This window comes from Rhodovastum atsumiense, assembly GCF_937425535.1.
In the GTDB taxonomy this organism is placed as follows: domain Bacteria; phylum Pseudomonadota; class Alphaproteobacteria; order Acetobacterales; family Acetobacteraceae; genus Rhodovastum; species Rhodovastum atsumiense.
The window spans coordinates 1267477-1279260 of sequence record NZ_OW485601.1 but is presented as its reverse complement, the minus strand read 5'-3'; the positions used below and the strand labels follow the sequence as shown (position 1 = coordinate 1279260).

The 11784-nt window shown below is 71.5% G+C and carries 11 protein-coding genes; 3 read left to right on the top strand and 8 right to left on the bottom strand.

The window, feature by feature from the left end; genetic code table 11:
• Positions 1-52: 52 nt before the first annotated feature.
• From lexA to NBY65_RS05620, 6 genes are all read right to left on the bottom strand, one after another.
• On the bottom strand, positions 53-772 hold the full coding sequence (lexA, locus tag NBY65_RS05645; RefSeq protein WP_150038428.1) for a transcriptional repressor LexA: 720 nt from the start codon (positions 770-772) through the stop codon (positions 53-55).
• A 162-nt stretch (positions 773-934) separates the two neighbouring features.
• Positions 935-2140, bottom strand: coding sequence for a molybdopterin molybdotransferase MoeA (locus NBY65_RS05640; protein WP_150038657.1), 1206 nt, complete (start codon positions 2138-2140; stop codon positions 935-937).
• 11 nt (positions 2141-2151) lie between these two features.
• The gene (moaC, locus tag NBY65_RS05635) at positions 2152-2628 is read right to left on the bottom strand and encodes a cyclic pyranopterin monophosphate synthase MoaC (RefSeq protein WP_150038430.1); all 477 of its coding nucleotides are present in this window, start codon (positions 2626-2628) and stop codon (positions 2152-2154) included.
• The gene (gene trpC / locus NBY65_RS05630) at positions 2625-3440 is read right to left on the bottom strand and encodes an indole-3-glycerol phosphate synthase TrpC (protein ID WP_150038432.1); all 816 of its coding nucleotides are present in this window, start codon (positions 3438-3440) and stop codon (positions 2625-2627) included. Before trpC ends, moaC begins: the two co-directional genes overlap by 4 nt.
• Positions 3437-4441, bottom strand: a complete 1005-nt coding sequence (gene trpD, locus NBY65_RS05625; RefSeq protein ID WP_456311797.1) for an anthranilate phosphoribosyltransferase — start codon at positions 4439-4441, stop codon at positions 3437-3439. The genes trpC and trpD overlap by 4 nt, the downstream gene beginning before the upstream one ends.
• A 23-nt stretch (positions 4442-4464) precedes the next feature.
• Positions 4465-5067 carry an anthranilate synthase component II gene (locus NBY65_RS05620; RefSeq protein WP_150038436.1) on the bottom strand — a complete coding sequence of 201 codons (603 nt, stop codon included), beginning with the start codon at positions 5065-5067 and terminating at the stop codon, positions 4465-4467.
• Between the two features lie 306 nt (positions 5068-5373).
• Here NBY65_RS05620 and NBY65_RS05615 point away from each other — a divergent pair, with 306 nt between their 5' ends.
• Positions 5374-6324 carry a divergent polysaccharide deacetylase family protein gene (locus NBY65_RS05615; protein WP_162530349.1) on the top strand — a complete coding sequence of 317 codons (951 nt, stop codon included), beginning with the start codon at positions 5374-5376 and terminating at the stop codon, positions 6322-6324.
• Between the two features lie 247 nt (positions 6325-6571).
• On the opposite strand, the gene trpE is transcribed toward NBY65_RS05615, so the two are convergent.
• Together trpE and NBY65_RS05605 are read right to left on the bottom strand one after the other, a co-directional pair.
• Entirely contained in the window at positions 6572-8086 is a 1515-nt protein-coding gene (gene trpE / locus NBY65_RS05610; RefSeq protein ID WP_150038440.1) for an anthranilate synthase component I, read from the bottom strand.
• Between the two features lie 29 nt (positions 8087-8115).
• Positions 8116-10011: a peptidylprolyl isomerase gene (locus tag NBY65_RS05605; protein WP_150038442.1), complete on the bottom strand. Its 1896-nt coding sequence runs from the start codon at positions 10009-10011 to the stop codon at positions 8116-8118.
• A 101-nt stretch (positions 10012-10112) separates the two neighbouring features.
• On the opposite strand from NBY65_RS05605, the gene tpiA reads away from it, so the two are divergent.
• The gene (gene tpiA, locus NBY65_RS05600; RefSeq protein ID WP_150038444.1) at positions 10113-10850 is read left to right on the top strand and encodes a triose-phosphate isomerase; all 738 of its coding nucleotides are present in this window, start codon (positions 10113-10115) and stop codon (positions 10848-10850) included.
• Between the two features lie 146 nt (positions 10851-10996).
• Positions 10997-11425: a preprotein translocase subunit SecG gene (gene secG / locus NBY65_RS05595; protein WP_150038446.1), complete on the top strand. Its 429-nt coding sequence runs from the start codon at positions 10997-10999 to the stop codon at positions 11423-11425.
• Positions 11426-11784: the final 359 nt, after the last annotated feature.

The window sequence follows — 11784 nt, the reverse complement described above, 5'->3', positions numbered from 1 at the left end:
CACGGCCGGGTTTTTGGCCACCGGCGCGGTGACGGTGGCCCGGCCGTGCCGGTCAGTAGCGCCGGAACAGCGCCACCAGGCGCCCCTGCAGCTTCACCCGGTCGGACGGGAAGATCCGCGTCTCGTAGGCGGCATTCGCCGGCTCGAGCGCGATCGAGTTGCCGCGCCGGCGCAGTCGCTTGAGCGTCACTTCCTGGTCGTCGATCAGCGCCACCACGATCTGCCCGGTCTCGGCGATGTCGCCGCGGCGGATGATGACGGTGTCGCCATCGAGGATGCCGGCCTCGACCATCGAATCCCCCGACACGTCGAGGGCGAAATGTTCGCCGCTGCCGAGCAGCGCCATCGGCACCTCGATCTGCGGGCCGTCGTCGCGCAGGGCCTCGATGGGCGAGCCCGCGGCGATGCGGCCGAGCACCGGCAGGGCCACCGCGCCCGCCTCGCTGGCCGCCCGCACGCCAACAAGGCGCTGGGTGAAGTCGCCGCGGATGACGTTCGGGGCGAATCCGGGATCGGTGCGCGGCGCTTCCAGCGACACCATCGTCCGCGGCGTCAGCGCTTCCGGCAGGCGCACCACCTCCAGGGCCCGGGCCCGGTGGTGGCGGCGGCGCAGGAAGCCACGCTCCTCAAGCGCCGAAATCAGCCGGTGGATGCCGGATTTCGACTTGAGCTGCAACGCTTCCTTCATTTCCTCGAAGCTAGGTGAAAAGCCGGTCGTCTTGAGGTGGCGATCGATGAAGATCAGCAGTTCGTGCTGCTTGCGAGTCAACATGACGGAACTCCCCTGGCGTCTGTTCCACCGGTCGGGGAGTGGAACAAATCAGCAACTGGGGCGATGTTCTAGATAAGTTCCCCTCGTTCCGTCAAGCCCGAGATCGCAACCTTTTCATGACGAGCTTTCCGATCGTCGCGCCTCGCTCACAAACCCGGCGTCTCACAGGCCCAGCGTGTCGAGGCGGATCACCTGGACGGTGGCCCCGGCGGGCAAAGCGGGGGCCTGCGGTTCGCGCAGGATCAGGGCATCGGCCTGGGCCAGCAGGCGCAGCATCGACGAATCCTGGGCCGGGAAGGCGGTCACGACCAGCGTGCCGTCGGGCTCCGTCGCCAGGGTGGCGCGCAGGTGGTCGAAGCGCCGGTCATTGGCCGGCAGCGCCGCGCCCAGCACCGCCTGGGTGACCGGCAGGGGCGCGCCCTCCAGCCCGGCCAGGCGCTGCACCGCGGGCAGCAGGAACACGATGCCGCAGACCATGGCGGAGACGGGGTTGCCGGGCAGGCCGATCATCGGCACCTCGCCCAGCCGGCCATGGATCAGCGGCTTGCCCGGACGGATCGCCACCGTCCAGAAATCGATCTCGAGCCCGCGTTCGCCCAGGGCGGAGCGCACCAGGTCATGGTCGCCGACACTGGCGCCGCCGCTGGTGACCAGCAGGTCCATCCCCCGTGCCGCATCCGCCGCCGCCGCCAGCGTCGCCCGGTCGTCCGGGGCGATCGGCAACACCACCGGCTCGCCCCCGGCGGCGCGCACCAGGGCGGCGAGGGCATGGGCGTTGGAAGAAACGATGCCGCCGGGCGGGATCGGGTCGCCGGGCAGCGCGATCTCGTCGCCGGTCGCCAGGATGGCCACGCGCGGGCGGCGATGCACCTGCAGCCAGGGATGGTTCCCGGCAGCAAGCAGGCCGATGTCGCGCGCGCCGAGCCGCCGGCCGGCCGGCACCAGCACCTGGTCCGTGGCGAAATCCTGCCCGGCCTGGCGGATCCAGCGTCCCGCCTGCACCGCCTCGCGCAGCGTGACGGTGTCGCCCTCGGCGGTGGCGTCTTCCTGCAGCAGGATGGCGTCGGCGCCTTCGGGGATCACGCTGCCGGTGAACAGCCGCACCGCCTCGCCGGGCCCGACCCGCCCGTCCCAGGGATGGCCGGCGGGGGCACGGCCGACCACCCGCAGCGTCGTGCCCTGGGTTCCGTCGGCGGCCCGCAGCGCATAGCCGTCCATGGCCGAGAGCGCGCGCGGCGGCTGCGTCAGGCGGGCGAGGACGGGGGCGGCGGTGACGCGCTGCCAGCCTTCGGCGAGCGGCACCACCTCGGCGGGGGTGGCGCGCAGCGGCGCCAGGATGCGGGCGCGGGCCTCGGCGACCGAGAGCATCGTCATGCGGATCAGTCCTGTCGGAACGTACCCGATTTGCCGCCGGACTTGGCGACCACGCGCAGGCCTTCGATGCGCATGCCGCGATCGACCGCCTTGCACATGTCATAGACGGTCAGTGCCGTCACGCTCGCCGCGGTCAGCGCCTCCATCTCGACGCCGGTGCGGCCGGTGGTCTTCACCGTCGCCGAGATCTCCACGCTGTCCTCGCCCTCCGGGGTCAGCTCGACCCGCACCGAGGTGATCGGCAGGGGATGGCAGAGCGGGATCAGGTCGGCGGTGCGTTTGGCCCCCATGATGCCGGCGAGCCGTGCCGTGCCGAGCACATCGCCCTTGCTGGCAGTGCCACCGCGGATCATGGCCAGCGTCTCCGGGCGCATCACCACGCGCACCCGCGCGGTGGCCTCGCGTTCGGTTTCCGCCTTGCCGCCCACGTCCACCATGATGGCGCGGCCGGCCTCGTCGAAATGGGTGAACTGCTCGCTCACGCCGTCAGCCCCAGCAGCTTGCGGGTGGCGGCGGTGAGGTCGTCCTGGCGCATCAGGTGCTCGCCCACCAGGAATCCTCCCACTCCCATGTCGCACAGGCGCCGCAGGTCGTCATGCTCGCGCAGGCCGCTCTCGGCGATCACGAAGCGGTCGGGTGGCACGTGCGGCACCAGCTCGATCGTGGTCTCGAGGTCGGTCTTGAGGGTCTTGAGGTTGCGGTTGTTGATGCCGATCAGCTTGGTCTGCAGCCCGAGCGCGCGGTCCAGCTCGCGGCGGTCATGCACCTCGGCCAGCACGTCCATGTCGAGGTCGCGGGCGATGCCTTCCAGTTCCACCGCCTGCTCGTCGGTCAGTGCCGCCAGGATCAGCAGGATGCAGTCGGCGCCGATGGCCCGGCTCTCGTAGACCTGCCAGGGGTCGAGGATGAAGTCCTTGCGCAGCACCGGCAGCCGCACCGCGGCGCGGGCGGCGATCAGGTCGTCCTTGCTGCCCTGGAAGAACGGGCCATCGGTCAGCACCGAGAGGCAGGTGGCCCCGCCTTCCTGGTAGGCCCGCGCGAGCTCCGGCGGGTCGAATTCCGGGCGGATCAGGCCGCCGGAGGGGGAGGCCTTCTTGATCTCGGCGATCAGGCTGTAGCGGCCGGCGGCGGCGGTCTGCATCAGAGCGCTGCCGAAGCCGCGCGGCGGGCGCACGGCGGTGGCGCGGCCGCGCATCGTCTCCAGGTTGGTCAGCGCCTTGCGGCGCGCCACTTCCGCGCGGGTTTCGGCGCAGATTCGGCCGAGCGCGTCGGTTTCGGTATCGGGGGCAGTCATGCCGTCTCCCGTCGCAGGGTTTCGAGCGCTTCCAGGGCGGCGCCGCTATCAAGGGCGGAGGCGGCGAGGGAGGCGCCTTCCCGCAGGTCGCCGACCCGTCCGGCCACGATCAGCGCGGCCGCGGCATTCAGCAGCACCGTGTCGCGGTAAGCCCCGGGGGCGCCCCGCAACAACGCGCCGAGCGCCGCGGCGTTCACCGTGGCATCCCCTCCCTGGATGGCGCTGATCGGGGCGCGTTCGAGGCCGGCATCCTCGGGCAGCACGGTGAAGCTGCGAATGGCGCCGTCCTTCAGTTCCACCACCCGGTTCTCGCCGGCGATGGTCAGCTCGTCGAGGCCCTGGCCATGCACCAGCCAGCACGCCTCGGTGCCGAGGGAGGCCAGCGCCTCGACCATCGGACGGGCCCAGCCCGGATCGAACACGCCGGTGAGCTGGCGCGTGACCCCGGCCGGATTGGCCATCGGCCCGAGCAGGTTGAACAACGTGCGGGTGCCGAGCTCGACGCGCGGGCCGGCGGCATGGCGCAGCGCCGCGTGATGGCGCGGCGCGAACAGGAAGGCGCAGTTGGCGGTGCGCAGGATGGCGGGCAGGCGCTCGACCGGCACATCCACGTTCACGCCGAGCGCGCCCAGCACGTCGGCCCCGCCGGTGCGCGAGGACAGCGCCCGGTTGCCGTGCTTGGCCACCGGCACGCCCAGCCCGGCCAGGACGAAGGTCACGGCGGTGGAGACGTTCAGCGTGCCGGCGCCGTCGCCGCCGGTGCCGCAGACATCGATGGCGCCGGGGGGCGCCTCGACGCGGACCATGCGCGCGCGCATGGCCCGCACGGCGCCGGTCATTTCGGGGACGGTTTCCCCGCGCACCCGCATGGCCATGAGGATGCCGGCGATCTGGGCCGGCGTGGCCTCGCCGGACATGATGACGCCGAAGGTGGCCTCGGCGTCATCGGCCGAAAGCGTCTCGCCCGCGGCGAGGCGGGCGATGACGGCTTTGAGGTTGATGGACAAGGTGGGCTCCGATGGACTCAGGCGGCGCGCGCCGATCCCGGCACGTTGCTGCCGCGCGCGATCGCGAGGAAGTTGCCGAGAATGCGGTGGCCGTGCTGGCTGGCGATGCTTTCGGGGTGGAACTGCACGCCGAAGATCGGCAGGCTGCGATGGCGCAGGCCCATGATCAGTCCGTCGGCGGTGCGTGCGGTTTCCACCAGGTCCGGGGGGAGGGTGTCGCGCCTGACGATCAGGCTGTGATAGCGCGTCGCCTCGAACGGGCTTGGCAGGCCCGAAAAGATGTCGGTGCCATCGTGCAGCACCGGCGAGAGCTTGCCATGCATCGGCACTGGCGCGCGGACCACCTCGCCACCGAAGACCTGGCCGATCGACTGGTGGCCGAGGCAGACGCCGAGGATCGGGATGCGGCCGGCGGCGGCGGCGATCAGATCGAGGCAGATGCCGGCCTCGTTGGGGGTGCAGGGGCCGGGCGAAAGCACGATGGCTTCCGGCGCCAGCGCCAGCGCCTCTTCGACGGTGAGGGCATCGTTGCGCCGGACGTCACAGCTGGCGCCCACATCGCCCAGGAAATGAACGAGGTTGAAGGTGAAGCTGTCGTAGTTGTCGATCAACAGGATCATGGCAACATCCTGCGCGGCGGGGGTACATGAAGGTCCGACGGCCCGCGCGGCCGGGTGGGGCCCGCATGGTGCCTTGATGGCACGGGTATCGCCGAGGCAGAAGCGGAAAAATCACGCACCGCACCGCCGCGCGCGGTGGATCCGCCGTGACGCGGCCCGTCCCGCCTGCCGCCGGTTCCGCCCCGTTCGGGCCAATTTCGATTGACTTTCCGGAACTTGCGGGGCATCCGCAGATCAGCCCCAGCGGACGTTGAAATGCCGAAATCGGAATTCCACCTCCCTGCCGCGTCGCCTCGGACGGTCCGGGTGGTGAAGGTCTTGTCGGCCGTGCTGGTCCTCGGCCTTGGGGGGGCGGCGATCCCCTTCTTCCTCGGCGGCGATCCCGCCCCGCCGGTCCCCGCGCCAGCCCCGCTTGCAGTGGCCCCGGTCCGGCCGGGCGCCGCCATCATCCCAGCCGGCATCGCCGTGCCGTCCCCCGCCGCCGGGCAGCCACAACCGTCCACCACCGGCAAGCTGCCGGTCTGGCAGCGCCTGGGCGTGCCCGCGACCCCCGCCGAGGGCCGCCCGACCATCGCCATCATGATCGACGACATGGGCGTCAACCGTGTGCAGTCCGACCGGGCGGTGCGGCTGCCGGCCCCGCTGACCCTGTCCTGGCTGCCCTACGCGGCCAACGTGACCGACCAGGCGGCGATCGGCGCCGCCAACGGCCACGAAACCATGCTGCACATGCCCATGGAACCGCTCGGCCGCACCGATCCGGGGCCGAACGCCCTGCGCACCTGGCTGCCGGCGGAAACCAACCTCGCCAATCTCCGCACCGCGCTGGACAAGCTGCCGAATGCCGTCGGGCTGAACCAGCACGAGGGCAGCGTCGCCTCGCTCTCGGTGCCGCTGATGGACATGGTCATGGGCGAACTGAAGGCGCGCGACCTGCTGTTCGTCGACAGCCTGACCATCCCGCACAGCGTGGCGCTGCGCCGCGCCGAGGCGGCCGGAGTGGCGGCGATCCCGCGCAACGTGTTCCTCGACAACAGCCCGGACCCGAACGCGATCCGCGCCCAGATCGCCGAACTGGAAGCGGTCGCGCGCCGCAAGGGCTACGCGATCGCCATCGGCCATCCCCGCCAGACCACCATCGACGTGCTGGAGAAATACCTGCCGACCCTGGCTTCGCGCGGCTTCGTGCTGTGGCCGGTCAGCGCCACGCTGGCGACACGGCGGAATGTCGTGATGCTCCAGCAGCCGGAGGAATAGCCGGGGCGCTGCCCCGGACCCGCCAGGAGGCTCCGCCTCCTGGACCTCCGCCAAGGGCCAGAGGCCCTTGGATCCCATTCCTTATGTAGGGCGGACGTAGTCCGCCATCGCAAGCCAACGACCGTGCAGCGCCTGGTGATGGCGGATGACGCTGCGCTTATCCGCCCTACGCTTGCTGTGCCGCGCAGCGCTTATGGGGTGCAGGGGCCTTGTGGCCCCTGCCGGGTCAAGGGCAGAGCCCTTGCCTTCAGCCGCCCTTGCCGGCGGCGAAGCGGACCGCTTCCTCCGCCGCCCGCAGCAGCGACTGTGCCTTCTGCCGCGTCTCCTCGTATTCCGCCGCCGGGTCGGAATCCGCGACGATGCCGGCGCCGGCCTGGATGTGCATGGTCCCGTCCTTCACCACGGCGGTACGCAGGCCGATGCAGGTATCCATGGTGCCGTTGGCGGCGAAGTAGCCGATGCAGCCGGCGTAGATGCCGCGCCGTGTCGGTTCCAGCTCCTCGATGATCTCCATCGCCCGCACCTTCGGCGCGCCGGTCAGCGTGCCGGCCGGGAAGCCGGCCACCAGGGCGTCGACCGCGTCCAGCCCGTCCCGCAGCGTGCCCTGCACGTCGGACATGATGTGCATGACGTGGCTGAAGCGCTGGATGGCGAAGCTTTCGGTGACGCGCACCGTGCCGATCTCCGACACCCGCCCGACATCGTTGCGGCCGAGGTCGAGCAGCATCAGGTGCTCGGCGCGCTCCTTCGGGTCGGCGAGCAGTTCCTTTTCCAGGATCTGGTCCTCGGCATGGGTGGCGCCGCGCCGGCGCGTGCCGGCGAGCGGGCGGATGGTGACGACGTTGTCGCGCAGCCGCACCATGATCTCGGGGCTGCTGCCGACCACGGCGAAGCCGCCGAAGTCGAGGAAGAACAGGAACGGCGCCGGGCTGATCCGCCGCAGCGCGCGATACAGCGCGAAGGGCGGCAGAGCGAAGGGCACCGAGAAGCGCTGGCTCGGCACGATCTGGAAGGCGTCACCTGCACGGATGTACTCCTTCGCCTTCTCCACCGCCGCCATGAAGCCGTCGCGGGTGAAGTTGGAGGAGGGCTCGGGCAGCGGCGGCAGGGCGACCGGCGGGGCGGCGAGCGGCAGCGGCCGTGCCAGCGCCGCCTCGGCCTGGTCGAGCCGCGCCTGCGCGGCGGCCCAGGCGGCCTCGGCGGTCTCGCCCGTATGCGGATAGACCGGCGCGGCGAGGGTCAGCAGGTCGGTGACGGTGTCGAAGATGGCGAACAGCGTCGGCCGGGCGAGCAGCGCTTCCGGCACGTCGATGCTCGGCTGGTTCTTCTCCGGCAGGCGTTCCATCAGCCGGACCATGTCGTAGCCGAGATAGCCGATCAGCCCGCCGCACATCGGCGGCAGGTTGTCCGGCACCTCCATCCGCGTCTCGGCCAGCACCGCGCGCAGGCTGTCGAGCGCGGGGCGGTCATCGACGGCGAAGGCGTAGGGGGCGGAGAGGGCGTGGCGGTTGAGCTCCGCCCGGCCGCCGCGGCAGCGCCAGATCAGGTCGGGCTCGAGCCCGATGATGGAATAGCGCCCGCGGCTGGCGCCGCCTTCCACGCTTTCCAGCAGGAATGTGTTGGGCTTGCCATGCGCGAGCTTGAGAAAGGCGGCGACCGGCGTGTCCAGGTCGGCAACGGCGCGTCGCCAGACCAGATGGCCGTGCCCCCGCTCATAGTCCTGCCGGAAGGCGGCGAAACCGGGGGCGGGCGCGGCATCCATGGATTGAGGCTCCTGGTTGGGACGTCGGATCACTCGGGTTGGGCGACGGAATCGAGCATGGCGCGGTTGACGCGGGGGGCCGCGCGGTCACGCAGGGCGGTGGCGAACACCGCCTCCATGTCATTGCCGATCGAACGGGCCAGGGCGTCGCGCACCTGGCCGTAGCCGATCGGATCGTCCTTGGGATCGGGGCTGGTGATTTCGCGCAGCACCGCCACGACGAAGCCGTCCGGGGTCTCGGCCATGGTCGGCTCGCCGGCTTTGATGCTGAACAGTGGCATCACCAGTTGTGTCGGCACGCCCTCGGCGGGGCTGGCGCGGCCGACCGGCGGCAGATGGCGGATGGTCAGGCCGGGGGCGGCGGCTTCCAGCGACTGGCCCCCCTTCACCGCGGCGAGGATCTTCGCCGCCGCTTCTTCCTGGGTGCGGCGCACGGTATCGCGGGTCCAGTCGGTGCGCACGGCGTCCTGCACCTCGGCCAGCGGCTTCGGGGCGGGCGGGGTGATGCCGTCGACCTCGACCGCATAGAAGGTCTGGGCGCCGTCCGGCGCCTGCGTCAGCCGCGCCGGATCGCCCTGCTTCATCTGGAACGCCGCCTGCACGATCGCCGCGCGCAGCGCGTCGGGGCCGGGGATCGGCACGGGCACGCCCTCGGCGGTGTTGCCCTGGGCGTCGAGCGTGCCGGTCAGGGCGGCGAGGCCGAGATCGGCGGGCAGCGCCTCCAGCGTGACGCCGCCGGAGAGCAGGTCGTCCACCTTGTTGGCCCGGTCGTAGATCAGGTCGGCGGCCTTGTCGGCGGCGACGCGGGCGCGCAGGTCCTCGCGCGCGTCCTCGAAGCTGCGGCTCGTGGCGGGGGTGATCTTCGTCACCTTCAGCGCGTACCAGCCAAGCGCGGTCTTCACCGGCGGCCCGACCACGTCCGGGGTGGCGGTGAACACGGCCTCGGCCAGTTCAGGAGCGGGGATTTCCGCGCGGGTCGCATCGGTCAGTTCGACCGGCGAGCCACCCTTCTTGCTGGCCTCGGCCTGGATGGCGGCCCAGTCCGCCCCGGCCAGCCACTGCGCGGCGATCGCCGCGGCGCCGGCCTCGTCGGGCAGCAGCGCGATCTCGGCGCTGCGCTTCTCCGGCGCCTCGAAGCCGGCACGGGCCTGTTCCCAGACGGCGCGCAGGTCGTCGTCGGAAACCTGCACGTCCTTGGCCACCGTCTCCGGGGAGAGCACCACCACCTTGATGTGGCGCAGTTCCGGGGTGGAATACTGGTCCTTGTGGTTCTCGTACCAGCGGGTGAGCTGGGCCTCGGTCGGGGCGTCCGGGGCGGGCGCGGCGGCGAAGGGCAGGTCGACCGCGTCGGCGGTTCGCTTTTCCTGCTGGAAGGCGTGCACCTCGCGGGTCAGCACATCCGGCGAAACCGCGCCGGCGCGCACCGCCTCCAGCAACTGGCGCTGCAGGATGTCGAGGCGCAGCAAGGCGAGAAAACGCGGCTCGCTCAGGTTGTTGTTGCGCAATGCCTGCTCGAACATCGAACGGTCGAACTTGCCATCGCTGCCGCGAAAGGCGGGGATGGTGAAAACCGCCTGGCGCAGCGCCTCGTCGGGCACGGCGAGGCCCAGCGTCCCGGCGGCGTCGGTCAGCGCGGCCTGGGTGATGAGGCGGGCCAGCGTCTGCTCGGCGATGCCGCGGCGGATTTCCGGGGTGGTCTCGGTGCGGCCGCCGAACATGCGCTGCACCTGGGCGAGCTGGCGCCGGTAGGCGTCCTGCAACTCCGTGATTTCGATGCGACGGCCGGCGACGGTCGCGACCGCGGTGTCACGGCCGACGGTGTTGATCATGTCCCCCACGCCCCAGATCACGAAGATCCCGACGAGGAAGAAGAAGAACAGGCGTGCCGGCCAGGTGCTCAGGCCGCGGCGAAACGTTGCGAGCATACGGGAATCCCAGCGAGAAGCGCCGCACCATAGGTCCGCGACCCTTGGTTTGCCAGCCTCCCTGCGGTAGTAACGAGGGGAACAAAGGGAAGGGGAGAGGAATGCGCCAGCTCATTGCCGGCAACTGGAAGATGAACGGCCTGGTTGCCGATTCACTGTCGCTTGCCCGCGCGGTGGCCGACGCTGCGCCCGGCCTGGCCTGCGACCTGCTGGTCTGCCCACCTGCCACCGTGATCCGTCCGGTGGCCGAGGCGCTGGCGGGCAGCGTGGTGGCGGTGGGGGGGCAGGATTGCCACACCCACGCGAATGGCGCCCATACCGGGGACGTTTCGGCTGCGATGCTGCGCGATGCCGGGGCGGCCTGGGTAATCCTGGGCCATTCCGAGCGGCGCACCGACCATGGCGAGACCGATACGCTGGTCCGGGCCAAGGTGGCGGCGGCGGTCGGGGCGGGGCTCACGCCCATCGTCTGCGTGGGCGAACTGGAGGCCGAGCGGCTGGCCGGGCGCGAGCAGGAGGTGGTCGGCCGGCAGATCCGCGGCTCGCTGCCGGAGGATTTCGCCGGGGTGGTGGCCTATGAGCCGGTCTGGGCGATCGGCACCGGGCGCACGCCCACCGAGGCCGACGTGGCCGCCATGCACGGTTTCATCCGTGCCGAGCTGGTCGCGCACCTGGGCGAGCGGGGGCAGTCGGTGCGCATCCTTTACGGTGGGTCGGTGAAGCCGTCCAACGCGGCCGCGCTGATGGCGGTGCCGGAGGTGGGCGGGGCGCTGGTGGGCGGCGCGAGCCTGGTGGCCGCCGATTTCCTCGCCATCGCCAGGGCGACCCACGGGGGCTAGGGCCGGGCGGGCCGGCGCCCTCCTCCGGGGGCGGCGCCGGTCCCTCAACCGCCTGACGATATGACCTGCGGGGCGCCGATATCGCCCATGCTTTCCTTCCGGCGCCATTGCCGCTAGAAGGCGCCGCCGCCTTTCCGGGGACCACCATGACCACCGTGCTGCTGCTGATCCATCTGTTCGTCACCATCGCGCTCATCGGCGTGGTGCTGATCCAGCGCAGCGAGGGCGGAGGGCTCGGGGTAGGCACCTCGCAGGGCATGGGCGCGTTCATGAGCGGACGCGGCACGGCCAACCTGCTGACCCGCACCACCGCCATCCTGGCGACCATCTTCTTCGTTCTCTCGCTGGTGCTGGCGCTGCTGAACAAGGGCACCACGGTGCGCCGGTCGATCCTCGACACGCCGCCGGCCACGGCGCCCGCCCCGGGCGGCGCCCCCGCGCTGCCGGCCCCCGGCACCGCCCCGGCAACCCCCGGCGCCACCGCTCCCGCCCCGGCGACCCCCGGCGCGCCGGCTCCGGCCCCCGTCGCCCCCGCGACCAAGGCACCGGCCGGGCCCGCCGTCCCGACCAACTGACATTCGCCTCTCCCGTCCCGGACTGCCGGGGCGGCGGCAGGATTCGTAACGAAACCGAATCGGCGTCGGATACGGATATTCGCAGGCGTATCCGGCGTTTTACGGAGGCAGGGAGCCGGTTTCGCCGGCTCCATGTCGTTTTGTAACGGCGGCGTGGCGACGCATCGGGGCTCGCGGACTCGTGACGAGCGGGGGAGCCGCCGCGTGGCGCCGCACGGCCCGGCCAGCCGCCGCTTTCGCCGTCACCTCGCAAAGCATGGAGTTCCGCCGTTTGCCGGCCTGTTCATCGCGCGCCTTCCGCAATGATCCCGCCAGGGGCATCGCCCTGCTGACATACCCGTGCACGGCGCGCACGCCTC

Bases quoted from the DNA above. Each gene is read 5' to 3' on its own strand.
- lexA (WP_150038428.1), bottom strand. From the start codon at position 772: ATGTTGACTCGCAAGCAGCACGAACTGCTGATCTTCATCGATCGCCAC.
- NBY65_RS05640 (WP_150038657.1), bottom strand. From the start codon at position 2,140: ATGCTCTCGGTCGCCGAGGCCCGCGCCCGCATCCTGGCGCCGCTGCGC.
- trpC (WP_150038432.1), bottom strand. From the start codon at position 3,440: ATGACTGCCCCCGATACCGAAACCGACGCGCTCGGCCGAATCTGCGCC.
- NBY65_RS05620 (WP_150038436.1), bottom strand. From the start codon at position 5,067: ATGATCCTGTTGATCGACAACTACGACAGCTTCACCTTCAACCTCGTT.
- trpE (WP_150038440.1), bottom strand. From the start codon at position 8,086: ATGGATGCCGCGCCCGCCCCCGGTTTCGCCGCCTTCCGGCAGGACTAT.
- NBY65_RS05605 (WP_150038442.1), bottom strand. From the start codon at position 10,011: ATGCTCGCAACGTTTCGCCGCGGCCTGAGCACCTGGCCGGCACGCCTG.
- tpiA (WP_150038444.1), top strand. From the start codon at position 10,113: ATGCGCCAGCTCATTGCCGGCAACTGGAAGATGAACGGCCTGGTTGCC.
- secG (WP_150038446.1), top strand. From the start codon at position 10,997: ATGACCACCGTGCTGCTGCTGATCCATCTGTTCGTCACCATCGCGCTC.